Here is a 23,825-nt window from a genome sequence, read left to right on the forward strand (position 1 = left end):
ATGCGTAAATTTTCTCATGTATTTTCATTTTATTTTAGAGAAGCATTTTTATCTAAAAAATCATTAATTACGAGTGCGATTTTGTTTTTAGTTGTGTTTGGGATTTTTGCATTTAATCATTTTACTTCAGAAAATGATAAAAATAAGGATAAAGATAAAATTGCAGTTGTGACAGAGAGTTCCACATATAAAGTACAAAAAGAAGAATTAATGAAACTATTACCATCAGCAAAAATAACTATCGGTTCAAAAGGGGACTTTGATAAACTGCATAAACAAGTAGAAGATGGTGAACTGGATGGTTTATTTCATGTAACGGAAAAGAATGGAGTTCCAGAAGTTAAGTATATGTTTAATAAGTTACCTAGTGAAACAACTTCTACAATTATAGCTAGTTATTTAAAAGCACAATATACGGCGGTAACAATTGCTAAACATAATGTTTCACCAGAAATTGCACAGAAATTGCAAACCGAAATTTCTGTGAAACAAGAAGCGATAAAAGATCGTTCTGCTTCGGCAGGAATTGCATATTTCTTTACATTTGCTTTGTATATGTTTATTGTCATGTTCGGAAGTACAATTGCGATGAACATTGCTTCTGAAAAAGCTTCTCGCGTTATGGAAGTTATGATTCCGAAAGTAAAACCACTGACGATGATGTATGCGAAAATCTTAGCGGTTGTTTCAACGGCGTTATTACAACTTGCCATATTGGCATGTGGTTATTTGGTTCCTTGGTTACTAGGATGGGTAGATTTAGAAAACGGTTCATTATTTGGAGCGCCAATTGATTTTACAAAGATAGATGCACAAGTTATCGGTATGTTCCTTATTTATTTTGTTACGGGATATTTCCTTTATGCAATGATGTATGCGGCTGCTGGTGCGGTTGTTTCTAGGACTGAGGATTTGCAAGGTGTTATTTTACCAGTATCGATTTTAATAATGGCAGCATTCTTTATAAGTATTAAATCGCTAGGTGATCCAAATAGTACTGTTGTTGTTGTAAGTTCTTATGTTCCGTTCTTCACCCCAATGATTACATTCTCACGCTTTGTAGCTGGTGAAGCTGGTATATTAGAAATTACGATAACAATGGCGGTTCTTTTAGCGACAATCGGTATATTAAGTGCTATTACAAGCCGCATTTACGTAAATGGTGTAATGAATTACTCAGACAAAGTGAAATTTAAAGATTTAGCGAAATTTATAAAGCGTCAATAATGAGAGAAAAGCATGATTTCCTGTTGAAATCATGCTTTTTCTTTATGTATAAATTAAAAATAGTATATAATAATAAGAGTCGTCTTTTAATAGAATGAATAAAAAGGAGGGTGTGCAGATGGGAATTAGTAGTCGTTTTACAGTAGGTGTTCATATGTTGACATTACTTGCGATAGATCGAAACTCTCGCTGTACCTCTGAATGGATTGCCGGTAGTGTGAATACAAATCCAGTTGTGATTCGTCGCATTACAGGAATGTTGAAGAGAGCAGGACTTGTTGATGTACAAGCTGGTAAAGGTGGTACGACACTTGCTCGTGATTTAGAAGAAATTACATTACTTGATGTATATAAAGCAGTGGAAGTTGTAGAAGAAGGACAGCTATTTTCCTTCCATGAAAATCCCAACATTGAATGTCCAGTAGGAGCTAATATTCAATCAGTATTAGAAATTATTTTAATGCAAGCGCAAGAAGCGATGGAAAATGTACTTGCAAATGTAACAGTAGATCAATTAGTTACAAATTTAAAGTCTAAAATGAAAGAGTAAAAAAGCGAGCATCCTCATAATGAGGGCTCGCCTTTTTTATTTAGAAATATTGAAAATTTTATTTTTCAGTATTTAAAATGAATTTACCTACGATAGCTGCTACGATACCACCAAGAATTGGTGCGATGATGAATACCCATAGTTGAGAAAGTGCTTCTCCGCCAGCGAATAAAGCTGGTGCGATACTACGAGCGGGGTTAACAGAAGTTCCAGTTAACGGAATACCTAATAAGTGAACTAAAACTAATGTGAAACCAATTACTAATCCTGCTAGAGAAGAACTTCCTTTTTTACCTGTTACAGCAACGATTACTAAAATGAATACGAAAGTTAAAATAAATTCAACTAGAAATGCTCCAGATAAACCAAGAGTTCCAAAACCGTTTTGACCTAAATTATCTAAAGGTGTTTTAGCAGATTTTAAAATTGTTACTAACGTTGCAGTTCCTAATAAAGCACCTAAAATTTGAGCTAATACATAATAACAAAGTTCCATAGCGTTCATTCTTTTATTGATGAACATAGCTACTGATACTGCTGGGTTAATGTGACATCCAGAAATTGTTCCGATGCTATATGCCATAGCCACAATAGATAGACCGAAAGCCATAGCGATTCCTAATGTTCCAATTCCTTCAATTCCGCCGCCAATGACAGCTACTCCAGTTCCGAATAATACTAGTACAAATGTACCAATAAATTCAGCGATTGCTTTTTTTAACATAATTTACCTCCTATTGTTGCGCATGAACCGTATTATAACATAGGTTTTAGTATAAACCGTTAATGAAATACTATTCTGATAAGGCGCAATAGGGGGACAATAAAAAAAGAGTATGGTTCTTTGTCACAGAACCATACTCTTTTTTTATGCTGTTTTTTTCTGTTTAACGACTGGAACAGAACGGTTTAAAATGCTATTTGCAACCATTCCTAACATAATAATAATCATTCCAAGTAGGGAAAGCCCACCAGGAAATGAACCATTCAAGAAAACAATTTCGCCAAGCACGGTAAAGACCATCGTTCCAGCCTGCGTTGCTTCAACAGCTCCAAGTAGAGCGAGATTATCTTTGGCTAAGTCAGTAGCGAAGAAAAATGTCATTGTCGCTATAACGCCAGAACATAATGCTAACAAAAATCCTTGCAGCATTTGGTTTGATGTTGGAATACCTGTAGTAGAAAATCCGTATATACCAAGTAAAATTGTTATAGGAAGACTGCCTATTGCCATTCCTAATACACGTTGGAATGTATCAAGACGCCCGCCAACAAGTTCCATCATTTTTCGGTTACCGAATGGATATAAGAAAGCAGCTAACACGACAGGTAAAAATCCTGAAATGAACTGAGTCATTGTAATGTGACCTGCTGCAGTTGCTTGCATACAAATTACACCAAGTAAAATAAATAATGCGACATATAAACTACGAAGTGGAATTTTTCCGCGTACAAGTTTCGTACCTGATTTTGTTTCTATTTTAACGAAAAATAATGGCGAGAGTAGTAAGCCTGCTAATATAGTAACTTGCCAAGTTCCAGCAACGAGCCAAGCGGGAGAAAAGACAGCTGCAAAACTTAATAAAGAATAGAAACCTATACCAGCAACAGACCCCCACCCGATCCAAGCCAATGGATGTTTCTTTAATTCTTCCCATAACCCCCTTAAGTTTTTGCGAAATAAAACGATAAGGAATAAAATAGGGAGAGCGAATAAAAAGCGGAAGGAAGCTGTCCAAGCCCAGCTCGTTCCAGATACATTCATCGCTCGATTAATAATAAAGGTTGCGGAAAAAAAGGCTGATGATAAAAGGCCTAATAAAATTGCGCGCATGAAGTATAGCACTCCTTTCGAAATTTGAATAATATGTATAGTATAATATACTTTATTATTATAAAAGTAAACTATTTTATATTTTAAGGTGGTTTTATAGATGAAAGAACATGAAGATATGCAAACGAAAGAAGTCATTCAGCAAGTAGGTCAGTTATTAAGGCAAATTCGAAATGAGCAAAAATTAAGTTTAGAAGAATTAGCTCAAAAAACAGGAGTTAGTAAATTAACGTTAGGAAAGATTGAAAGAGGCGAAACGAATCCGACGTTAGCTGTCATTTGGAAAATAACGAAAGGATTATCAATTCCTTTATCAAGATTGATGGTTGTTGGAGAACCTGTAGCTGTTGCGCGCTGCGGAGAAGGATTTGCAGTAGATGTAGGACAAGCATGGCATTTAGAAACAATGTTCCGTTATACGAAAGAAACGGGGATGGAAATGCACCGTGCTTGTTTACGATCGAATAGTATATATGAACCAGAAGCGCATCATGAAGGTGCTATTGAGCTTGTAACGGTAATGAAAGGGAAAGTATCGATTCAAGTAGAAAGCGATGTATACGAATTAAATGAGTTTGACTCGATTCAATTTGAAGCGAATAAGAAACATAGTTATAAGAATGAAGAAGATGAAGTGGCGGTATTACATTTAACGATGAAATATTCTTCATGAAAAAATCCCCTATAGAAAAATCTATAGGGGATTTTGTATACGCTATGCTCAAATATATGAAAGAAAGTTATTAGTAAGAGCGTGGCATAAGTAATAAACAAATAAAATAAACTAAAAACCCCGTCCCAAAACATAAAACAGCAATGACCCAAAGTATGCGAATGAGAGTAGAGCTAATATCAAAATATTCTCCTAAACCACCGCATATACCAAATAGCATTTTATCAGTTTCGGATTTACATAACCTTTTTGACATCTTCCAATCCACTCCTTTTTATGACAAGCTATATACTTCTATTCTATATGGAAATTTATGAGAAGACTATGAGGTTGTATTACATTTTTTTTTAGGAAACAGTCGTATTAATTGTCTTAATTTTCAGTGGATATTAAAATTATATCATGAGGTGAGTTTCAATAAAGGGTGGGAGGAATAGAGATGACAGTATATTGGCTGACTAATGTAATGCTTGAATCAGGGTATACATATGAAGAGGGTAGAATTTCTCAAACAGAAACAGAATTATGTAGTTTACTCATTGAAGATGGAAGAATTAAAAAAATGATAACAGGGGCTATTCAAGAGGAAGGGGCATCAATTTTTGATGCCAATCGTTTATTAATTTTGCCTGCTTTCGAAGAGATGCATATTCATATTGATAAAACATATTATAGTGGTCCTTGGAAAGCTTGTATGCCAGCAGAAAGTATTTTTACACGTTTTCATGAAGAAGAGGAAATTTTGCCGAAGCAATTAGCAACTGCTCAAGATAGGGCGGAAAATATGCTAGCGTTATTGCTTCAAAATGGTGCAACGAATATAAGAACGCATTGTAATGTTGATCCGATTATTGGACTTGGTAATTTGGAGGCGACGTTAGCGGCGTTGGAAACATATAAAAAACAGGTTTCTGGTAGAATTGTTGCTTTTCCGCAACATGGATTATTGCGCAGTAATTCTGTGCAACTTGTGAAAGATGCGATGCGTATGGGTGCGCATCTAGTCGGTGGAGTGGATCCAGCTACAGTGGATAATGATATTGAAAAATCATTACATACCATTATGGATATCGCAGTAGAATTTAATGCGGACGTTGATATTCATCTGCATGATGCGAATAATCTTGGGACGTTTACGATGAAGAGATTGGCAAGTTTAACAGAAGAAGCGGGATGGCAAGGTCGCGTAACGATTAGTCATGCGCTTGGACTTGGTGGTGTTACAGATAAAGAAGTTGAAGAAGTGGCGGAAAGACTAGCAACTTTACATATTGATATTACTTCAACAGTACCAATTGGGAAACAAGTAATACCAATTCCGTTATTAGATAAAAAAGGTGTGAAAGTTTCGTTAGGGAATGATAGTATTACAGATCATTGGTCACCGTTTGGAACAGGTGATATGTTGCAAAAGGCAAATCGATTAGCGGAACGTTTTGGATGGAGTGATGAAAGATCGTTAGGAAAAGCACTTCGCTTTATTACGGGAGGAAAAGAAACGTTAAACAGTGAAGGGAAGCGAGCTTGGCCGAATGTAGGAGATGAAGCGAGTTTTGTTTTGACGAATGCAACATGCGTCGCTGAAGCAGTAGCGCGTCAAACAGAGAAGCATTTAGTCGTGCATAAAGGAAATATTGTTGTTGGAAGTTTAAGTGAGGTTAAATTAAATAATCTTGTGTAAAAGAATCGTTTAAATGTTTTGAGGAGGGTTCTAATGGTGAGTAGAGAACCCTTCTTTTTTATTCTTACAATATATTTTTTATAGGAAGCTAGAAGGGATGAAAAATTTGGACAATCAACATAACCAAAATCATATTATGGGAACTTTGCAATGGTTTATCTTTTTATTAGCGAATTCAATTGCACTACCAATTGTCGTTGGCGGATTATTTCATCTTACGACGGAAGAAATATTTTATTTAATGCAGCGTACATTTTTTGTAGTTGGTATATCATCTTTTTTACAAGGGTGGATTGGGCATAGACTGCCAATTGCGGATGGGCCAGCTGGATCTTGGGTTGGAGTATTTACCGTACTTGCTTACGCAACGGCCGGACAAGATCAATTACATAGTACATTGCAAATTTTAGAATTAGGAATGATAATTTCCGGTGTTATTTTAATAGGGTTAGGGGTAACTGGTTTTATCGGACGTATTTTATTTTTGTTTACGCCGCTTGTGACAGGGACGTTTTTACTTTTATTATGCTTACAATTAAGTGGTGTATTTTTAAAAGGAATGTTAGGAATTACAGCTACTATTTCTCAAATCGACGGATTTACAGCAATAATCGCTTTTAGTATATTTCTGTTCGTTATTATACTATCTAATTTTGGAAAAGGTTTTGTCAAAAGTTATGCAGTTTTAATAGGATTAATTAGTGGATGGATTCTTTTTCTCATTGCAGGAAAAGTGACAATTCCAGCTCAAGTAACTCATTTTGTGCAACTTCCGCAAATATTTGCTTGGGGACTTCCAAAATGGAATACAGGTATGGCTGTATCGAGCTTCGTTATGGTATGTATTTTAGTTTCAAATACAGTGGCAGCTATTATAGCGATTAATCAAGCAACTATTCATAAAGCGACTATTGAACAAAAACAGTTGAAAGATGGAACATGGGTTGGGGGGATTTCACATATCATCTCTTCTGTATTTTCAACTGTAGGTGTCGTGCCGTTACCAGCAACGGCAGGATTTATACGTTTAACGAAACAAAAATATATACGATCGTTCTTACTAGCATGTATGTTACTAGTCGTAATGTCGATGTTCCCAAGTATTATTCGTTATTTAGCATCTTTACCATCGGCCGTCGCATCTGCGGTTTTAATGGCTTCATTCGTACAGCTAATTGGAATTGGATTCAATAATATAAAACAAGTGGAGCTTAATGAAAGGAATGTAACAATTTTAGGCGTTGCAGTATTATTTGGCAGCGGCGTTATGTTTCTACCGTCTGGAGCGCTCCAATCATTGCCATCTGTTATGCAATATATATTTGGAAATGGTTTATTTGTAGGTACTGTTGTAAGTATATTGCTAGAACAAATATGGCGTACTGAAAAGTGAGTGGATGCAAGGAGTGTCTGCACTGTATAAAAGTCTAAAATAACATGTGAAATAAAGCCCATTTTCATTCACCACCCGCACATTTCGTTCATACAATATCTTGACTAAATAAACACCCAACTTACACATACACAGCTCTGGCTTAAGCAAGGAGGGTTATACCAGTTGAAGGAAAAAGCGTATCAATCTAAACCTTTACTCACAAAGAGAGAGAGAGAAGTATTTGAATTACTGGTTCAAGATAAAACAACGAAGGAAATTGCAGGTGAACTTTTTATCAGTGAAAAGACAGTTCGTAACCACATCTCAAACGCAATGCAAAAGCTAGGGGTTAAAGGACGTTCACAAGCAGTTGTTGAGCTTCTTCGCATGGGAGAGCTCGAACTATAAAAAGAAAGCCGACTTATATAAAGAGTCGGCTATTTTTTTGCTTATATTTTGAATTTAAAAAGGTATCTCAGACTTGGAGAGGGAAGATATGTTTCAGGAAGAAATGTTAAAATAACTGTTTTAGAACATGATGAGGTATGCAGGATAGGTATTTTTGTCATTTATAAATAAGAAGGTGCACATATGAAGTTGTATTTTAAGGGTATGGAGATAGGTGAAATTAAAGATGTTTTTGGAGACATGCCATGGATGTATGGAACAATTCGTTTATTCGAGAATAGTAAACCTTTCCAAAAATATTTTCGTGAGATGGTAGACGAAGATAGTATATTTGATTTTGAAAGCATAGACCCTGAATTTTTATATGAAGAAAATTGGGCTATTTTTGATGAGGATGCTCAGCGGTATTTAGGGATTGATATACCTGCTATTCATATGGAGGATAACACGATTGCGTGGCGCTGGAGATAAAGTTATCAGGTTGTGAACATCTTTGTATGAAAGAATTCAAACGAGAACAATAAGCCGACTTTTATAAAAAAGGTCAGCTAGTTGTTCTCGTTTTTTTCGCTTGCTATATGAATGATAAGAACACTCCATACATAAATAGGTAGTAAGGAGGGGATATGTTGAAAAGGATATTGTTAGTTTCAACAAGCGCTCATGATATGAATGGACACCCGACTGGTTTGTGGCTGGAAGAGCTCGCAGCTCCTTATAATTTGTTTAAAAAGGCTAAGTTCGATGTTGATATTGTGTCGATACAGGGCGGTAGAGTGCCGATTGATAGAGTTTCTATTCCGAACGGGATACCTCGTGAATTTAAGCATGTCGCTTCTTTATTGCAAAATACGAAGCCGATCTCAACGGTTCATTTTTCGGATTATGATGCAGTTTTATTTGGTGGTGGACACGGGGCGATTGTAGATTTTCCAGGTAATCCATATGTTGCAAATTTAATTGTGAATATGTACAACAACAACCGAATTGTAGCGGCTGTTTGTCACGGAGTAAGTTCCTTAGTCGGTGTGAAAAATAAGGACGGCTCGTTTTTTAGTGCGGGTAAGCATATAACAGGTTATACAAATGATGAGGAAAAAGCTGTACATTTAGAAAAGCGAGTGCCGTTTTTGTTAGAAAGTAAATTGAAAGAAGAAGGGGCTTTGTTTTATGTTGCTCCAAACTTTACGCCGCACGTCGTAGTAGATGGGCGTTTAATTACAGGGCAAAATCCGCAGTCTAGTATGGAAATAGGGAAAGCTATAAGAAGAGCTGTAAATAAATTATAGAGAAAGTGCTCGTTACTCATAAAGGTAGCGGGCATTTTTTTCTATAGTGTAAATTGAAAACCACTTAAACTAAAAAGATGTATCGAGTATAATGACTTCATTTATAATTAATCGTGAATTTGCTATACTATTTTGTATGGACAAAAGGGGAGGCTCTTTTAATGAGAAAAGTTGCGTGTGCAAATACTTATATTAATAAAATAAAGCCCGTTATTAGAAAAACGAGTTTTAGTCAATTGAAAATAGATGAAATTGCGAAGTATATGGATATTAGTAAAGCTACTTTATATAAACGTTTTTCTTCAAAAGATGAGATTATTGAAGCTGTGGTAGAAGATTTTATGAACTACCTTCTTGAAGGGGATGCGGATAATCAAGATGAAAGTATGTCTTTTGCAGAACGTTTCCAAAAGACGTTTATTCACTCTTTAAAATGTGTGACGTATATTTCAGATGTCTTTTTACAGGATTTGAAAGAGGCATATCCGCACTTATCTGATCAGTTAGTCGCTGCACAACAAAATCGTAATCATAATTTGCAAATGTTTTTTGAAGCGGGTATGGAACAAGGTTACTTTAATAAAATGAACGCACAATTATTTATGGTGCAAGATGATGTGATGTTAAGACGTATAATAGATCATTCTTTTTGCATTCAGTACGATATTACGTTAAAAAAAGCGATACTTGATTTTTATCAATTAAAGAAATACCAACTGTTTAAACCGGAGTATATAGAAGCAATTGATGATTCGGAAATTGAAAAAGAAGTTATGGCTATTTTGCAAATGATTTCGTAAAAAAGCAGATTTTCCTATATGAATGGAAAATCTGCTTTTTTATTACATGTTATTTGTTTATGTGTTGCAATACTAATTCGGCTACTGAACCACCTGAAGCCGGGTTTTGACCAGTGATAACACGGTCATCTTCTACAGCAAAAGCTTCCCAAGGCTGCGTAGCTTTTTCGTAAAGTCCTCCATTTTTAATAAGTTCATCTTCTGTTAAAAATGGAACGAATTGATCTAATTCAGCTAGTTTTTCCTCTTCATTTGAGAATCCTGTTACTTTTTTACCACTAATTAAACGTTCTCCATTACTTAATGTAATATGAAATAAACCAGCAGCTCCATGACAAACAGAGGAAACAATTCCGCCATTTTCATAAATGCTACGGCTAATCATTTGGAGTTCTTTATTTTCAGGGAAGTCCCAAATCACACCGTGACCACCTGCGTAATAAATAACAGCATAGTCTTCCGGATTCACCTCACTCGGTTTCAGTGTAGAACCGAGGCGATTCATAAATTCTTTCTTTTGATACCATTCCCAATCGATGCTCTCCGCCATTGCTAAACTATGCGGATCAATCGGTGTATAACCACCTTGTGGGCTAACATAATCTACTTCGTAACCAGCTTCTTCAACTTTTTTTACGAAATGAACAGCTTCACCAAGCCAAAGGCCAGTAGCTCGATTTAAATTTGGATATTTTTCAACGCTTGTTAATACAACTAACATTTTTTTCTTCATCATAATCCTCCTGTAATGTTTCTTCTATATACAAGTTCATTATTTTATTAAGTTAGAAATTGCAAATTTGAATAACCGTGTCAGTCCTCCTTATATCGGATTCGAAATTAGTGTATAACAATTTTTGAACAAAGTAAACTAAAAACACTAAATTAGTTTACTTTGTATATTTTTCGTTGACAAACTGTAATGCTGAAACTATGATAGTTCCATGAATATCGAACAACGTACATGTTTCGTTTCGAATTCAATTTGTCGCGCGATACATTTATACATTTGATGAAGTTGTCTAGTGATAATAGAAGAGCTAAACAACTTCATTTTTCGTTTTCAATTACTACAATCAGGAGAGGTGTTACACATGGGGAAAGATATAAGTAACCATTCAAAATGGTTTGTTTTCACATTATGTTTTATCGTTTTATTGGGACCGATGAATGCGGTTTTATTTAATGTTGCGTTAGAGGATATTGCTCATGATTTATCTATTAGTCAATCGAAAGTAAGTTGGGTTGTAGTAGGTTATTCTTTAGTTGTCGGTATTGGTTCAATGATATATGGGAAGCTTGCTGATCGTTACAGTGTAAAAAAACTATTAATTATTTCGATTATCATATTTGTAGTGGGTTCTATTATTGGATTTATGAATCAATCTTATGTGATTACCATTCTTGCAAGATTAGTGCAAGCGAGCGGGGGTGCAGCGTTTATTGCGCTTAGTATGATTGCAGTGGCCAAATTAGTTGTTCCTCATAAGAAGCCTGGTGCGTTAGCGATGATTAGTTCTTCTATTGCATTAGCAGTAGGTATTGGCCCTTTAGTTGGCGGGGCTATTACAAATACACTAGGGTGGCCATATTTATTTTTATTTATGGTTATTTCAGTAGTGGGGATTTTCTTGCTTATAAAATTTATGCCAGAAGAAGCACGGCACACGGATGAAGCGTTTCATTTTGATTACATTGGAGCGGCGTTACTATTTGCATTCATTACGACTGTTTTATTAGGTGTCAATATGAATAGTTGGCTATTTGTGTTATCGATAATTTCTTTATTTTTATTCACGGTTCGTATGAAGAAAGCGGAGCATCCATTTATCGATATTGAGTTGTTTTCGAACAAAGCATTTCTTCGTTTAATAACAGTCGGATTTATAATTAATGTGGCGTTATGTGCTAATTTATTATTGTTGCCATTACTGTTAGGAAGAGAGCACGGATTGTCTCCGTTTGTTATCGGAATTGTATTATTTGTTGCATCACTCTTTGGTATTGTGTCTAGTTTTATTACTGGAAAGATTGTCCCTTCGTTTGGAAACGTGAATATAATTTATGTAGCGTCTGTCATTATGATTGTTGGCTTTTTAATTTTAGGGTTTATTCCGAATGGAAGTATAGTCGTTATTGTATTGGCGATTATTTTGACATTTATCAGTTATTCTGCCATTCAAGTATCATTGAACACATTTATACCGAAAACATTACATGCAGCTAAAGTTGGAGTCGGTCTTGGCTTATATAATTTAATTAACTTTTTCGGTATGGCATTTGGACCAGCTGTTGCGAGCAAAATTATGGAATCTACAAATAGTTATCGTTTCAATTTTATTTTAATCGTCATGTTAATTTCTGCCCATTTTTTCTTATTAATAGGAATGTCTTCTTTCCAAAAAAAGATGGAGCATTAAAGATGTACTTTATTATAGAAGAAACCGACTTTCATATAGAAGGTCGGTTGTTTTTCTGTCTTGCAAATTATGAAAAAAAGGAGCAAAATAAAAAAGGTCCTAGTCTATACAGGTACAAATGAAAATTTTCATATAGAAGCAGTTTAAGTGAGCGAACTTAAAGTGTGTAAAATATAATGATAAAATAAGATGATGAATGAGAAAACGGGTGATGAAGTTGAATAGAGCAATCGGTGTTATCGATTCAGGAGTTGGCGGTTTAACAGTGGCGAAGGAATTAATTCGTCAGTTGCCGAAAGAGCGCATTATATATTTAGGGGATACAGCACGTTGCCCTTATGGTCCACGTTCTCGAGAAGAAGTGCGTCAATTTACGTGGGAAATGACGGAGCATTTACTAGATTTAAATATCAAAATGTTAGTTATTGCATGTAATACAGCAACTGCAGTTGTATTAGAAGAGATGCAGAAACAATTACCAATTCCAGTGGTAGGAGTTATTCACCCAGGATCACGTACAGCTTTAAAAATGACAAACACGTATCATGTTGGGATTATTGGAACGATTGGAACGGTGAAAAGTGGTGCATACGAAGAAGCGTTAAAGTCTATTAATAATCGTGTTATGGTAGAAAGTTTAGCGTGTCCACCTTTTGTTGAGCTTGTAGAGAGCGGTAATTTCGAAAGTGAAATGGCGTATGAAGTTGTAAGAGAAACGTTGCAACCGCTGAAAAACACTGATATTGATACGCTTATTTTAGGCTGTACACATTATCCAATTTTAGGTCCTGTTATTAAACAAGTAATGGGAGATAAAGTGCAACTCATTAGTTCTGGTGATGAAACGGCGCGTGAAGTAAGTACCATTTTATACCATAGTAAAATGTTGAATGAGGGAGAGGAACAAAGTGATCATCTCTTCTTAACAACAGGGAAAATAGGTCTATTTAAAGAAATTGCATCAAAATGGTTCGGTCAACCGATTGAAAATGTGAAACATATTTATTTAGAAAAAGAATAATAATAGAATTCATATAAGTGAACTCCTGAGAAATCAGGAGTTTTTTTGTTTATAGGGAGCACAGCTTGTTCTAAAACATGAAACAGCTCGTATACATAATAGTACAAACTTAGATTTTAGGGGGGAATGGCATGCCTAAATCCACTTTTAAATGGGTTGTTGGTGCTACTGTGAGCGCTGTTTTACTAACAGGGTGTGGCTTTATAAATCAAGAGAAAGCAACGGAGCAAATTGATCCGCCAAAACAAGTTACGTATACAGAGGGTGGAAAGAAAGAAGTATCTAAGAAAGATAAGCAAGGACAAACGGTGAATAGAGAACTATACCTTGTTGATAAAAATGGCTATGTTGTACCGCAAACGTTAGCTATACCTACTCCGAAAGCAAATGAGGTTATTCAGCAAACGTTAGAGTACCTTGTGAAAGATGGACCGGTAACGAATTTGTTACCGAATGGGTTCCGTGCAGTCATTCCAGCGAATACATCGATGACCCTAAACTTGAAAAAAGATGGGACGGCAGTCATTGATTTTTCTAAAGAAATGAAAAACTATGCAAAAGAGGAAGAACGTCAAATCGTTGAATCTATTGCATGGACGTTGACGCAATTTAAAGAAATAAAACAAGTGCAGTTCCAAATAAATGGTGAAAAATTAGCGAAGATGCCTGTTGGTGGTACACCGCTTGGTGAAGGGGTGAGCCGTGCGAACGGTATTAACTTCGATGATGAGCAAGTAGCGGATGTAACAAATACAAAACCAGTAACACTTTATTTTATGGCACAAAATAATAATAAACAGCAATACTATGTACCAGTAACACGCCGCGTTGTAGAAGGAAAAGAAAATGATTATGCAGCAATTGTAGATGAACTTGTAAAAGGACCGATTCATCAATCTCTTCTGAACGATTTCAATCCAGGAGTTAAGCTCATTACGAATCCGAAATTACAAGATGGAAATCTTACATTAAACTTTAATGAAAATATATTTATAAACCCAGATAAAAATATGATTTCAAATTACGTATTGAAGTCATTAGTTTTATCTTTAACAGAAAAGAAAGGCGTGAAAAGCGTTTCTATTGAAGTAAATGGTAAAGCGAATCTTATAGATGAAAAGGGCGGAAAGTTAATAAAACCTGTAGATCGTCCAGAAAACGTGAATACAGGTAGTTTTTAATCGCCAATAATTTGATATACTTAAGTAAGAAAGGGGAATGGCTTTTTGGGTTCCCCTTCTTTTATTGTATACATATCATACATTTAAATTTGGCTATACTAACAAGTAGTTATGAGGAGGTTATTTTTATGCGAGTAGATGGTAGAGAGAAAACAGAATTACGCCATATACATATTCATACGAATTATTTAAAACATCCAGAAGGATCAGTGTTAATTGAGGTTGGGGATACAAAGGTAATTTGCTCAGCGACAATTGAAGAGCGTGTCCCGCCTTTTATGCGTGGCGAAGGAAAGGGCTGGGTAACAGCTGAATACGCGATGATTCCACGTGCGACAGAACAACGTACAATTAGGGAGTCGAGTAAAGGGAAAGTAACAGGACGTACAATGGAAATCCAACGCTTAATTGGACGAGCATTACGTGCGGTAGTTGACTTAGAAGCGCTTGGTGAGAGAACGGTTTGGATTGATTGTGATGTTATTCAAGCGGATGGTGGAACGAGAACAGCTTCTATTACAGGTGCATATGTAGCAATGGTATTAGCGTTTGAGAAGTTATTACAAGCAGAAAAAGTATCTAAAATTCCAGTAAAAGATTATTTAGCAGCAACGTCAGTAGGAATTGTTGAAGAACAAGGTGTTGTTTTAGATTTAAACTATGCAGAAGATTCTAAAGCAGACGTTGATATGAACGTGATTATGACTGGAAAAGGTCAGTTCGTTGAAGTGCAAGGAACTGGAGAAGAAGCGACGTTTAGTAGAGCGCAGTTAAATGAATTACTTGATGCTGCGGAACAAGGCATTTTCCAACTGATTGACATGCAAAAAGAAGCGTTAGGTGACATCGTATCTCATATAGAGTAGAGGTGGAAAGTATGAAACAAGTTGTTGTAGCGACAAAAAATATGGGGAAAGTACGTGAATTTGCTGAGTTATTTGAGCGATTTGATTTAGAAGTGAAATCATTACACGATTTTCCTCATATTGAAGAAGTCGAAGAAACTGGTGAAACATTTGAAGAAAATGCAATCTTAAAAGCGGACAGTTTGAGTAGACAATTGAATGCAATTGTAATTGCGGATGATTCAGGTCTTATTGTAGATGCTTTAAACGGGAAACCAGGTGTGTATTCAGCACGTTTTGCTGGAGAGCCGAAAGATGATCAAGCAAATATTGATAAAGTTTTACAAGAATTAAATGACGTAGCGTTTGAAAAGCGTAAAGCTCGTTTCTACTGTGCATTAGCAGTGGCTTTCCCTGAAGGGGATAAAAAGCCTGTCATTGTAAATGGGACGTGCGAAGGGTTTATTTTAGAACAACGCCGCGGGGAAAACGGCTTCGGATATGATCCGATTTTTTATGTGGAAGAATATAAAAAAGCGATGGCCGAACTAAGCTCAGATGAGAAAAATGCTATTAGTCACCGCGGACGTGCTCTACGTAAGCTAGAAGAAAAAATCCCTGAATGGTTTTTAGGAGAATAAGGGAGAGAGATTGATGAAAGCTTTAATCGTAAGCGATAGTCATAGCTCTGTGAAGGAATTACAGCAGTTAAAAGAGAAGTATGAAGGAAAAGTAGATATCATGATTCATTGCGGTGATTCAGAGCTAACGCCTGCTCATGAAGAGCTGCAAGGTTTCCATGTTGTAAAAGGGAATTGTGATTATGCTAACTTTCAAGACGAAATTGTAACGGATGTAGATGGTATTCGTTTCATAGTTGTGCACGGACATCGTCATAACGTGAAAATGACGTTACAAACATTAGCGTACCGTGCTGAAGAGGTAGGGGCGCAAGTTGCATGCTTCGGACACTCTCACGTATTAGGTGCGGAATTAATCGACGGCGTCTTATTTATTAATCCAGGCAGTATTTTATTACCGCGTCAGCGTGTAGAAAAGACATTTGCTTTATTAGAAATGGATGAAAATCAAATGGAAGTTCGTTTTGAAACACTAGACGGACAGCTAGTTGAACAAGCAGTTTTTAAAAGAGGATAAGAAAAATTATCCTCTTTTAAAAAAGGTGTTGACTTTATGTATGGTTATACATATAATAAATATTGTCGATAGGGCAACGGCGCTAACGAATGAAAATAAAATAACATATGCGGGTGTAGTTTAGTGGTAAAACAAGAGCCTTCCAAGCTCTGGTCGAGAGTTCGATTCTCTTCACCCGCTCCATGTCCCAGTAGCTCAGCAGGATAGAGCAACGGCCTTCAAGAAAAATAGGAGCCTTTATAGGGAAACAAGAACCTATAAAGTGGACGACACTATATCGGTGAAGCCTTAACAGTTCGGCTGATGGTAATACCGAGGAAACTTACGATCTTGAAAAAGATTAAGGAGTTTTGAATGATTAAGTGAAACTTAATGGTAAAGACTCTGAAGTATGATGAAAATCATCGTGAGGTTCCGTAGAGACTACACGTGTCGCACCTGAAATGGTGAAGATATAGTCCAGACTACAAACAGTAATTGCTGGTAGCGAAAGCTATGGTGGTAAGCTAAGCCGTCGGTCGGGAGTTCGAATCTCTCCTGGGACGCTAAAAAAACCTTGTTATCTTTTGATAACAAGGTTTTTTGTTTGTCTACAAATTGATGTATGTGCAAAAGGTGTGAAAAATACAACGTAATATATGGTAATTATTATGTGTAACGGATTGAAGTGCATGAAGAAAAGAGCGCCATTTATGCGCCCGATTCCTCTTATTTCATTTCAAGAATCAATAGGTTTATGATGGAACTCAAATCCATATCCAGATTCTCCTAACTGTTCACTTACAATATTATAAAACTTTTTACCGTCCTAGTACGATTGAGCAACCGTTATCGAAACTTATCCCCGTTAGTGTGTTACAATGGATAGAAGCGGAAAACGAGAATCTCCAATTGACTGGACCTGTGATTGGTTAGATGGTTTAAGAAGGTCGTATAAAAAAGGGAGATGGCGCAAAGATGGCGAGATCAAATGAGAATGAGTTAACGGAGAAATTGGCAGAAGGTCAACGGAAATATGGTGATGGCAACTTTACAGTACAGAACATCGGTGATGAAACTAATCCGAATTGGACTGTCGTAAAAAATGTGAGGAAGGGATCGGCAGGCATTCGCGAAGGAGAAGATATATTAAGACTGCGATCAAAATATATAAAATAGTACGGAAATGGGCGGAGTGGGAGTTCAAATCTCTCCTGGGACGTTAAGAAACCCTTGTTATCTTTTGATAACAAGGGTTTCTTATTTAGTTATTAATAAACTTCTCAAACACAAAACCATAATCTTTCACATTATATTGTTTCTTCGTATCAACGAGCCAGTTAAAGGCGATTTCATTCATTTCTTTAAACTGCTCTGCTAAATTTACTTGTGCGTTTGAAATACGGCTAAAAGCGTTAGAGGCCATATCTAGACTTTTATGTGCATACTGCAATGTAATGTCGTTGTCGTATGAAATTTCTTCGATTTTAAGTAAAGCCTTGTATAAATCTTTTAATTCTTCAATATGTTTTTTATGAACATCAATTGAGTAATGCTCATCTCCCATTTGAAATTTAATTTCTACATCTAAATCAATTGTTCCCGCAGTTTCAAGTGCTACATTTTTAATTTGATATTTACTATAGCTAAAGCGGCGTAGTGTACGTTTTTTACTTGTCGCACTTGTCCCGTCTAGGTGAAGTAATCCTTTGTTTGTGAAGCAATATTCATCTGATTTCGATTTAATTAGAAAATAAATTTTCTCTCCATCTTCATGCATTACGTAATCATCAGCATCGACCTTATCATAATCTTTCGGTGTAATGACAGAACCTACATCGCTTAACCCTAAAACATCAGCAGCTACTTTTTTGAACATATATAAAATCCCCCTTGTGAAAAAATTCTTAATTGCACAAAAATATATTAACATGATTTTAACAAAGAGTTTTCTTTTAATGAGAAAATGTTGGGAGGTAAGTTGAGAAAAGGAACGAATATTATTTTGAAAATATGTAAAAAGGTGCTGAGAAAAAGTGTACCATCATACAAAAACAAAAGGAGATTTAGCTGTTTTAAAGGCACAAGTTGATTTGTATGAAAAAGGATATATGATTTTAATGCCACAAACAGAGCATTCACCGTTTGATCTTGTAGTGTATAAAGATGGGATATTTAACAGGGTGCAAGTGAAATATAGAGAGTTGAATGCAAGAGGGATACTAGAAATAAGATTTCGATCTAGTTATTCTACAGCAAGCGGAGTCACTACAAAAGAAGTGAATAAAGAAGAAATAGATGTGTATTGTGTATATTGTCCTCAAACGGATTTTTGTTATTATTTCAGCCCGAAATTATTTAGTAAATCTATTAGTTTAAGAGTGGATTCTCCGAAAAATAACCAAGAGAAAAAAGTTAATTTTGCAAGTGATTATAGAGAAATTCCGTGAAAGCACCTCAAGTGATATGAGGTGTTTTTTCAATCTCTCTTTGAAATCTTACAATTCTGTAAGGTAACTGTAAGGTAGTTCGATGGTAACAAATTGTTAATCCTCTATAATGAAGGTAACAACGATAAAACGAGGAGGAAGAAATAATGAAGGGATTAATCGTAACAGGTTTAACAGTTGCTTTTGGATTTGTAGCGTATGAGAAATTAACGTATGTAGTTGATGTTGTAAAACATTTAATTGCGTAGAGGAAACTACCATGAGAGGGAAAGGGAATGAGTGAATGAATGGAATGGTTATTTGGAATTATAGGTACTTGTAGTGTAGTGTTATTGTTCTTTGTCCCAAGTGGTATACTTAGTTCGACGACGAGTTTGTTCTTCTTAAGTTTGTTTGCTTGTACGATGCTCATCATTATGTTTTTAATGAAGCGAAGTAAACCAATCTTCTATTTTAGCATGATTGTTATGGCAATTATTGTTCTCCAAATTATTACCCTTGTTATATACCCCACTATTATAAACGCTTTCCATTAATGATGAATCCTCTGCTTGAATTGCTGAGGGTTTTTATTTGCATATTTTTAATTTTGAGTAGGAATTCACTTGTATTGAAATGTAAAAATTAAATATTTCTATATTTCAAACAAAGGGTTTCGGGATGTTGTGTTCTCATTACTCATTTGATATATTTACTTTAAAGATAATTAAAATCTAGAAAAAGAGGCGGACGTATGGATAAAAAAGAAAATACGGTCGTATTGTTTCCGCAACTATCAGAGCGCTATATTGATGAAGGTTTTTTAGCGCTGAAAGAGCGGAAATTCGAAGATGCATTGCGCTGCTTTGAAATATTACGTCAGTATAATGCAGAAACGGAACAAACGGAACTAGCTTCGGTTATTTGTTTGTTAGAATTAAAACATATGGAAGAAGCGAAAGAGAAATGTGAACAGTTATTGGAAACGGGAGCTGTCTTATTTGGTGATATTCTTGAAACGTATGTGACAATTTTAGTTCAAACAAATGATTATGAAGGTGTTATTGAAACTGTTGAAAAAGTTTTGCAAACGAAAGATATAATGCCTGAACAAAAGGAAAAGTTAGCGCAGCTCGCTTTATTTGCAGAAGGTATGTTAAATGAAGTGGATACATCACGAGTTGATTCGAATTTTGAGTTAGATGAATTTACTAATGAAATATTTGGAGAAAGCTTTGGGCAAAAGCTAAGAGCGATTCAGCAACTTTCGTTAAAAGACTTGGATCTTGCATTACCTATTTTAAAGAAATTTTTAATAGACGAAAAACAGCACCCTTATTTGAAAACTTCTATTTTATATAAAATGATAGAAAATCAAATAGAAGAAGAGATAGAGGTAGAAAAGTTTGGGAATACGATCAAGGTAATTCCGGCATTTACAGGTCATAATGAGGAGCAATCCGATAACGTTATACATAGATTATCAAGTCGATTAGAGCAAAATTATCCTGATATATTTGATGCGATGGTTACATATTGGAAAGAATTGCAAATTAGCATTTTCCCATTCGCTCTATTAATGGATAAAGTGGAGATTTGGGCTGCTGTTTTAGAGAGAATTGGTAGAAAGCGTTTCGGGTTGACTATTGATGAAGAAGAGCTTATGACAGGGTATAATATTGAATTAGAAGAGTTTCATATTGCCTATCAATGGTTATTACGTGTTGAAAGAGAAGGATATTTGCCCGTATAATTATGAAAAAGAATCGTTCGGTTCTTGAAACGAGCATATTCTATGTTATAATGTAAGGGTTGCAAAAGGCAGAAATCTGCCTGTTTGTAAGAGAAGAGAAGTGTAATTCTCTTACTTAATATGTTTCATATTATTCTCGAACAAAATATACCGTAGTTGTCTTTTAGGCAATTAGTAGATTGGAACATTATATCTGAAAGCTTTTGCTAGAGGATTATTTGTACTTTTGTTATTTCAAAAAAAGAGATAATGAAGATCTTAATCTATAGAGGTATGTGCATACATTATTATAGTTGGAGGGAAAGAATAAATGGCTGCAAAATGGGAAAAATTAGAAGGTAACGTAGGCGTTTTAACAATCGAAGTTGATGCTAAAGAAGTAAACAACTCTATCGACGCTGCGTTCAAAAAAGTAGTAAAAACAATCAACGTACCAGGTTTCCGTAAAGGAAAAATGCCTCGTCCGTTATTCGAACAACGCTTTGGTGTTGAATCTTTATACCAAGATGCTTTAGATATCATCTTACCAAAAGCATACGGTGAAGCAATCGATGAAGCTGGTATCTTCCCAGTTGCTCATCCTGAAATCGACATCGAGAAGTTCGAAAAAAATGCTAACCTTATCTTCACTGCAAAAGTTACAGTGAAACCTGAAGTTAAATTAGGTGAGTACAAAGGTTTAGCAGTAGAAAAAGTTGAAACAACTGTAACTGACGAAGATGTAGAGAACGAATTAAAATCTTTACAAGAGCGTCAAGCTGAGCTAGTTGTTAAAGAAGAAGGAACTGTTGAAAACGGTGATACAGCTGTAATCGACTTCGAAGGTTTCGTTGATGGCGAAGCATTTGAAGGCGGAAAAGGCGAAAACTACTCTCTAGCAATCGGTTCTGGTACATTCATCCCAGGTTTCGAAGAGCAAGTAATTGGTCTTAAATCTGGTGAGTCTAAAGACGTTGAAGTATCATTCCCAGAAGAGTACCATGCTGCTGAATTAGCTGGCAAACCAGCAACATTCAAAGTAACAGTTCATGAAATCAAAACAAAAGAACTTCCTGAGTTAAACGACGAGTTCGCTAAAGAAGCTGACGAAGCGGTTGCAACTCTTGATGAATTAAAAGCAAAACTTCGCACAAACTTAGAAGAAGGCAAAAAGCACGAAGCTGAGCACAAAGTACGTGACGAAGTAGTAGAATTAGCTGCTGCTAACGCTGAAATCGACATTCCAGAAGCTATGATCGACACTGAGTTAGATCGTATGGTTCGTGAATTCGAGCAACGTTTAAGCCAACAAGGTATGAACCTTGAGCTTTACTACCAATTCACAGGTACTGATGCTGACAAGTTAAAAGAGCAAATGAAAGAAGACGCTCAAAAACGCGTAAGAATCAACCTTGTTCTTGAAGCTATCATTGAAGCTGAAAACATCGAAGTTACTGAAGAAGAAGTAACTGCAGAAGTTGAAAAAATGGCTGAAATGTACGGTATGCCAGTAGACGCTATCAAGCAAGCTCTTGGAAGCGTAGACGCTTTAGCTGAAGATCTTAAAGTTCGTAAAGCTGTAGACTTCTTAGTAGAAAACGCTGCATAATAAAATAACAAGGCGCGATTTTAATCGTGCCTTGTTTTATAAATATAGAAATATATTTATAAAACTTTTCGATGAAGAAGGAAAACTTCCTTAATGAGTCGAATATACATATTTCAAAAGTTTTAAAAACTTTTTATTTGTACATAACTAGTCATATTATTTGTATTTCTCGCCACGTAGTGACATAATATGTATTTACATACGATACATTTATCGTGTACATACGAAGGCAAGAGGTTAGCACTTTGTAAGGGGTGTGAAAATATGTTTAAATTTAATGATGAAAAAGGGCAATTAAAATGTTCTTTCTGTGGTAAAACACAAACGCAAGTTCGAAAGTTAGTTGCAGGTCCAGGTGTTTACATTTGTGACGAGTGTATCGAACTTTGTACTGAAATTGTACAAGAGGAGCTTGCGAAAGACGAAGAAGTAGAATTCAAAGATGTACCGAAACCGGTAGAAATTCGTGAAATCTTAGATGAGTATGTCATCGGACAAGATAACGCGAAAAAAGCACTAGCGGTAGCGGTATATAACCATTACAAACGCATTAATTCTAACAGCAAAATTGATGATGTAGAATTAGCGAAGAGTAATATCGCACTTATCGGGCCAACAGGTAGTGGTAAAACATTACTGGCACAAACGTTAGCGCGTATTTTAAATGTTCCATTTGCAATCGCGGACGCAACATCTTTAACTGAAGCTGGTTACGTTGGGGAAGATGTAGAAAACATCTTACTTAAATTAATCCAAGCAGCTGATTATGATGTAGAGAAAGCGGAAAAAGGAATCATTTATATTGATGAGATTGATAAAGTGGCACGTAAGTCCGAAAATCCATCAATTACACGTGATGTATCTGGTGAAGGTGTGCAGCAGGCACTTCTGAAAATTTTAGAAGGTACTGTAGCAAGCGTTCCACCTCAAGGTGGCCGTAAGCATCCGCATCAAGAGTTTATTCAAATTGATACAACGAATATCTTATTCATCTGTGGTGGAGCGTTTGATGGCATCGAGCCAATTATTAAACGTCGTCTTGGTGAAAAAGTAATTGGATTTGGTTCTGAGAAGAAAAATGCTGATGTAAATGAGAAGCATGTTTTATCTCACGTATTACCAGAGGACCTTTTAAGATTTGGTTTAATTCCAGAGTTTATCGGTCGTCTTCCAGTTATTGCGAACCTAGAGCCGCTTGATGAAGATGCTCTTGTTGATATTTTAACGAAACCGAAAAATGCACTTGTTAAGCAATTCCAAAAACTATTGGAGCTTGACGATGTTGAGTTAGAGTTTGAAGAAGGCGCACTAATTGAGATTGCGAAAAAAGCAATTGAACGTAAAACAGGTGCTCGTGGACTTCGTTCTATTATTGAAGGCTTGATGCTTGAGGTAATGTTCGAGCTACCATCTCGCAAAGATATCGAGAAGTGTATTCTTACAAAAGAAACAGTAGCTGATAACGCAGCGCCAAAATTGGTGTTACAAGACGGTACTGTACTTGATACAAAAACATCTGCATAATGCGAAGGGGAAACAGCAATTTTTATAATTGCTGTTTTTCTTTATGTTTAGCTATGTTCCTCCGCGGAAATACTAAGAGATAAAACATTG

26 protein-coding genes, 1 tRNA gene and 1 pseudogene are annotated in these 23,825 nt (G+C 35.8%); 22 read left to right on the plus strand and 6 right to left on the minus strand.

Annotated elements, in window-relative coordinates:
- Entirely contained in the window at nucleotides 1-1,227 is a 1,227-nt protein-coding gene (locus tag MR079_RS14005) for an ABC transporter permease (RefSeq protein ID WP_242294161.1), read from the plus strand.
- Between the two features lie 118 nt (nucleotides 1,228-1,345).
- Nucleotides 1,346-1,777, plus strand: a complete 432-nt coding sequence (locus MR079_RS14010; RefSeq protein ID WP_000512998.1) for an Rrf2 family transcriptional regulator — start codon at nucleotides 1,346-1,348, stop codon at nucleotides 1,775-1,777.
- Nucleotides 1,778-1,835: 58 nt separating this feature from the next.
- Here MR079_RS14010 and MR079_RS14015 read toward each other — a convergent pair whose 3' ends face one another.
- Nucleotides 1,836-2,501, minus strand: coding sequence for an MIP/aquaporin family protein (locus tag MR079_RS14015; protein WP_139866497.1), 666 nt, complete (start codon nucleotides 2,499-2,501; stop codon nucleotides 1,836-1,838).
- 144 nt (nucleotides 2,502-2,645) lie between these two features.
- Nucleotides 2,646-3,611, minus strand: coding sequence for a DMT family transporter (locus MR079_RS14020; RefSeq protein ID WP_242294162.1), 966 nt, complete (start codon nucleotides 3,609-3,611; stop codon nucleotides 2,646-2,648).
- A gap of 100 nt (nucleotides 3,612-3,711) precedes the next feature.
- Between MR079_RS14020 and MR079_RS14025 the strand changes: the two genes are divergently transcribed.
- Nucleotides 3,712-4,284 carry a helix-turn-helix domain-containing protein gene (locus MR079_RS14025; protein ID WP_000658051.1) on the plus strand — a complete coding sequence of 191 codons (573 nt, stop codon included), beginning with the start codon at nucleotides 3,712-3,714 and terminating at the stop codon, nucleotides 4,282-4,284.
- 70 nt (nucleotides 4,285-4,354) lie between these two features.
- Here the strand turns inward: MR079_RS14025 and MR079_RS14030 are convergent, their stop codons facing one another.
- Nucleotides 4,355-4,540 (minus strand): PspC domain-containing protein, encoded by a 186-nt coding sequence (locus tag MR079_RS14030; RefSeq protein WP_000044337.1) that lies wholly within the window; start codon nucleotides 4,538-4,540, stop codon nucleotides 4,355-4,357.
- A 183-nt stretch (nucleotides 4,541-4,723) separates the two neighbouring features.
- Between MR079_RS14030 and MR079_RS14035 the strand changes: the two genes are divergently transcribed.
- The 6 genes from MR079_RS14035 (at nucleotide 4,724) to MR079_RS14060 (ending at nucleotide 9,837) form a co-directional block, all read left to right on the plus strand.
- Entirely contained in the window at nucleotides 4,724-5,965 is a 1,242-nt protein-coding gene (locus MR079_RS14035; RefSeq protein WP_242294163.1) for an amidohydrolase family protein, read from the plus strand.
- A gap of 97 nt (nucleotides 5,966-6,062) precedes the next feature.
- A complete protein-coding gene (locus tag MR079_RS14040; RefSeq protein ID WP_242294164.1) occupies nucleotides 6,063-7,358 on the plus strand; it encodes a purine/pyrimidine permease in 1,296 nt (431 codons plus the stop codon).
- A 165-nt stretch (nucleotides 7,359-7,523) separates the two neighbouring features.
- Entirely contained in the window at nucleotides 7,524-7,748 is a 225-nt protein-coding gene (gene gerE, locus MR079_RS14045; RefSeq protein ID WP_000659484.1) for a spore germination transcription factor GerE, read from the plus strand.
- Nucleotides 7,749-7,931: 183 nt separating this feature from the next.
- Nucleotides 7,932-8,219: a hypothetical protein gene (locus MR079_RS14050; protein ID WP_242294165.1), complete on the plus strand. Its 288-nt coding sequence runs from the start codon at nucleotides 7,932-7,934 to the stop codon at nucleotides 8,217-8,219.
- Between the two features lie 155 nt (nucleotides 8,220-8,374).
- On the plus strand, nucleotides 8,375-9,037 hold the full coding sequence (locus MR079_RS14055; RefSeq protein ID WP_139866502.1) for a type 1 glutamine amidotransferase domain-containing protein: 663 nt from the start codon (nucleotides 8,375-8,377) through the stop codon (nucleotides 9,035-9,037).
- A 161-nt stretch (nucleotides 9,038-9,198) separates the two neighbouring features.
- Nucleotides 9,199-9,837 (plus strand): TetR/AcrR family transcriptional regulator, encoded by a 639-nt coding sequence (locus MR079_RS14060; RefSeq protein WP_001233021.1) that lies wholly within the window; start codon nucleotides 9,199-9,201, stop codon nucleotides 9,835-9,837.
- A gap of 49 nt (nucleotides 9,838-9,886) precedes the next feature.
- On the opposite strand, the gene MR079_RS14065 is transcribed toward MR079_RS14060, so the two are convergent.
- Nucleotides 9,887-10,570 (minus strand): type 1 glutamine amidotransferase domain-containing protein, encoded by a 684-nt coding sequence (locus tag MR079_RS14065; RefSeq protein ID WP_242294166.1) that lies wholly within the window; start codon nucleotides 10,568-10,570, stop codon nucleotides 9,887-9,889.
- A 361-nt stretch (nucleotides 10,571-10,931) separates the two neighbouring features.
- On the opposite strand from MR079_RS14065, the gene MR079_RS14070 reads away from it, so the two are divergent.
- From MR079_RS14070 to MR079_RS14100, 7 genes are all read left to right on the plus strand, one after another.
- Nucleotides 10,932-12,257: an MFS transporter gene (locus tag MR079_RS14070; protein ID WP_242294167.1), complete on the plus strand. Its 1,326-nt coding sequence runs from the start codon at nucleotides 10,932-10,934 to the stop codon at nucleotides 12,255-12,257.
- A 211-nt stretch (nucleotides 12,258-12,468) separates the two neighbouring features.
- Nucleotides 12,469-13,278, plus strand: coding sequence for a glutamate racemase (racE, locus tag MR079_RS14075; RefSeq protein WP_000773996.1), 810 nt, complete (start codon nucleotides 12,469-12,471; stop codon nucleotides 13,276-13,278).
- 131 nt (nucleotides 13,279-13,409) lie between these two features.
- Complete coding sequence (gene gerM, locus MR079_RS14080; RefSeq protein ID WP_001126762.1) at nucleotides 13,410-14,459, plus strand: spore germination protein GerM; 1,050 nt, start codon at nucleotides 13,410-13,412, stop codon at nucleotides 14,457-14,459.
- Between the two features lie 128 nt (nucleotides 14,460-14,587).
- Nucleotides 14,588-15,325 carry a ribonuclease PH gene (gene rph / locus MR079_RS14085; RefSeq protein ID WP_001261765.1) on the plus strand — a complete coding sequence of 246 codons (738 nt, stop codon included), beginning with the start codon at nucleotides 14,588-14,590 and terminating at the stop codon, nucleotides 15,323-15,325.
- Between the two features lie 11 nt (nucleotides 15,326-15,336).
- Entirely contained in the window at nucleotides 15,337-15,945 is a 609-nt protein-coding gene (locus MR079_RS14090; protein WP_000815935.1) for an XTP/dITP diphosphatase, read from the plus strand.
- A gap of 13 nt (nucleotides 15,946-15,958) precedes the next feature.
- Nucleotides 15,959-16,462, plus strand: coding sequence for a metallophosphoesterase (locus MR079_RS14095; protein WP_016718612.1), 504 nt, complete (start codon nucleotides 15,959-15,961; stop codon nucleotides 16,460-16,462).
- A gap of 109 nt (nucleotides 16,463-16,571) precedes the next feature.
- A tRNA-Gly gene (locus tag MR079_RS14100) sits at nucleotides 16,572-16,645 on the plus strand.
- A 535-nt stretch (nucleotides 16,646-17,180) separates the two neighbouring features.
- Here the strand turns inward: MR079_RS14100 and MR079_RS29555 are convergent.
- Nucleotides 17,181-17,267 (minus strand): annotated as a pseudogene (locus tag MR079_RS29555) (DUF6572 domain-containing protein); the annotation flags it as partial.
- A gap of 152 nt (nucleotides 17,268-17,419) precedes the next feature.
- On the opposite strand from MR079_RS29555, the gene MR079_RS14105 reads away from it, so the two are divergent.
- Nucleotides 17,420-17,620, plus strand: a complete 201-nt coding sequence (locus MR079_RS14105) for an SPX domain-containing protein (RefSeq protein ID WP_000124462.1) — start codon at nucleotides 17,420-17,422, stop codon at nucleotides 17,618-17,620.
- 85 nt (nucleotides 17,621-17,705) lie between these two features.
- Here the strand turns inward: MR079_RS14105 and MR079_RS14110 are convergent, their stop codons facing one another.
- Nucleotides 17,706-18,320 carry a PH domain-containing protein gene (locus MR079_RS14110; protein WP_000475206.1) on the minus strand — a complete coding sequence of 205 codons (615 nt, stop codon included), beginning with the start codon at nucleotides 18,318-18,320 and terminating at the stop codon, nucleotides 17,706-17,708.
- Nucleotides 18,321-18,477: 157 nt separating this feature from the next.
- Here MR079_RS14110 and MR079_RS14115 point away from each other — a divergent pair, with 157 nt between their 5' ends.
- The 5 genes from MR079_RS14115 to clpX all read left to right on the plus strand — a co-directional run bounded on the left by MR079_RS14115 (nucleotide 18,478) and on the right by clpX (nucleotide 23,735).
- Complete coding sequence (locus MR079_RS14115) at nucleotides 18,478-18,891, plus strand: group I intron-associated PD-(D/E)XK endonuclease (RefSeq protein WP_242294168.1); 414 nt, start codon at nucleotides 18,478-18,480, stop codon at nucleotides 18,889-18,891.
- 287 nt (nucleotides 18,892-19,178) lie between these two features.
- Nucleotides 19,179-19,427, plus strand: coding sequence for a hypothetical protein (locus MR079_RS14120; RefSeq protein WP_002094402.1), 249 nt, complete (start codon nucleotides 19,179-19,181; stop codon nucleotides 19,425-19,427).
- Nucleotides 19,428-19,624: 197 nt separating this feature from the next.
- Nucleotides 19,625-20,623, plus strand: a complete 999-nt coding sequence (locus MR079_RS14125) for a hypothetical protein (RefSeq protein ID WP_242294169.1) — start codon at nucleotides 19,625-19,627, stop codon at nucleotides 20,621-20,623.
- Nucleotides 20,624-20,933: 310 nt separating this feature from the next.
- On the plus strand, nucleotides 20,934-22,211 hold the full coding sequence (tig, locus tag MR079_RS14130) for a trigger factor (protein WP_000729259.1): 1,278 nt from the start codon (nucleotides 20,934-20,936) through the stop codon (nucleotides 22,209-22,211).
- A gap of 264 nt (nucleotides 22,212-22,475) precedes the next feature.
- The gene (clpX, locus tag MR079_RS14135) at nucleotides 22,476-23,735 is read left to right on the plus strand and encodes an ATP-dependent protease ATP-binding subunit ClpX (protein WP_000472282.1); all 1,260 of its coding nucleotides are present in this window, start codon (nucleotides 22,476-22,478) and stop codon (nucleotides 23,733-23,735) included.
- Nucleotides 23,736-23,825 lie beyond the last annotated feature (90 nt).

It is taken from the genome of Bacillus cereus group sp. BfR-BA-01381 (genome assembly GCF_022663555.1).
GTDB lineage: Bacteria > Bacillota > Bacilli > Bacillales > Bacillaceae_G > Bacillus_A > Bacillus_A pacificus.

Bases quoted from the DNA above. Each gene is read 5' to 3' on its own strand.
- MR079_RS14005 (WP_242294161.1), top strand. From the start codon at position 1: ATGCGTAAATTTTCTCATGTATTTTCATTTTATTTTAGAGAAGCATTT.
- MR079_RS14010 (WP_000512998.1), top strand. From the start codon at position 1,346: ATGGGAATTAGTAGTCGTTTTACAGTAGGTGTTCATATGTTGACATTA.
- MR079_RS14015 (WP_139866497.1), bottom strand. From the start codon at position 2,501: ATGTTAAAAAAAGCAATCGCTGAATTTATTGGTACATTTGTACTAGTA.
- MR079_RS14020 (WP_242294162.1), bottom strand. From the start codon at position 3,611: ATGCGCGCAATTTTATTAGGCCTTTTATCATCAGCCTTTTTTTCCGCA.
- MR079_RS14025 (WP_000658051.1), top strand. From the start codon at position 3,712: ATGAAAGAACATGAAGATATGCAAACGAAAGAAGTCATTCAGCAAGTA.
- MR079_RS14030 (WP_000044337.1), bottom strand. From the start codon at position 4,540: ATGTCAAAAAGGTTATGTAAATCCGAAACTGATAAAATGCTATTTGGT.
- MR079_RS14035 (WP_242294163.1), top strand. From the start codon at position 4,724: ATGACAGTATATTGGCTGACTAATGTAATGCTTGAATCAGGGTATACA.
- MR079_RS14040 (WP_242294164.1), top strand. From the start codon at position 6,063: ATGAAAAATTTGGACAATCAACATAACCAAAATCATATTATGGGAACT.
- MR079_RS14050 (WP_242294165.1), top strand. From the start codon at position 7,932: ATGAAGTTGTATTTTAAGGGTATGGAGATAGGTGAAATTAAAGATGTT.
- MR079_RS14055 (WP_139866502.1), top strand. From the start codon at position 8,375: ATGTTGAAAAGGATATTGTTAGTTTCAACAAGCGCTCATGATATGAAT.
- MR079_RS14060 (WP_001233021.1), top strand. From the start codon at position 9,199: ATGAGAAAAGTTGCGTGTGCAAATACTTATATTAATAAAATAAAGCCC.
- MR079_RS14065 (WP_242294166.1), bottom strand. From the start codon at position 10,570: ATGAAGAAAAAAATGTTAGTTGTATTAACAAGCGTTGAAAAATATCCA.
- MR079_RS14070 (WP_242294167.1), top strand. From the start codon at position 10,932: ATGGGGAAAGATATAAGTAACCATTCAAAATGGTTTGTTTTCACATTA.
- racE (WP_000773996.1), top strand. From the start codon at position 12,469: ATGAAGTTGAATAGAGCAATCGGTGTTATCGATTCAGGAGTTGGCGGT.
- gerM (WP_001126762.1), top strand. From the start codon at position 13,410: ATGCCTAAATCCACTTTTAAATGGGTTGTTGGTGCTACTGTGAGCGCT.
- rph (WP_001261765.1), top strand. From the start codon at position 14,588: ATGCGAGTAGATGGTAGAGAGAAAACAGAATTACGCCATATACATATT.
- MR079_RS14090 (WP_000815935.1), top strand. From the start codon at position 15,337: ATGAAACAAGTTGTTGTAGCGACAAAAAATATGGGGAAAGTACGTGAA.
- MR079_RS14095 (WP_016718612.1), top strand. From the start codon at position 15,959: ATGAAAGCTTTAATCGTAAGCGATAGTCATAGCTCTGTGAAGGAATTA.
- MR079_RS14105 (WP_000124462.1), top strand. From the start codon at position 17,420: ATGGCGAGATCAAATGAGAATGAGTTAACGGAGAAATTGGCAGAAGGT.
- MR079_RS14110 (WP_000475206.1), bottom strand. From the start codon at position 18,320: ATGTTCAAAAAAGTAGCTGCTGATGTTTTAGGGTTAAGCGATGTAGGT.
- MR079_RS14120 (WP_002094402.1), top strand. From the start codon at position 19,179: ATGGAATGGTTATTTGGAATTATAGGTACTTGTAGTGTAGTGTTATTG.
- MR079_RS14125 (WP_242294169.1), top strand. From the start codon at position 19,625: ATGGATAAAAAAGAAAATACGGTCGTATTGTTTCCGCAACTATCAGAG.
- tig (WP_000729259.1), top strand. From the start codon at position 20,934: ATGGCTGCAAAATGGGAAAAATTAGAAGGTAACGTAGGCGTTTTAACA.
- clpX (WP_000472282.1), top strand. From the start codon at position 22,476: ATGTTTAAATTTAATGATGAAAAAGGGCAATTAAAATGTTCTTTCTGT.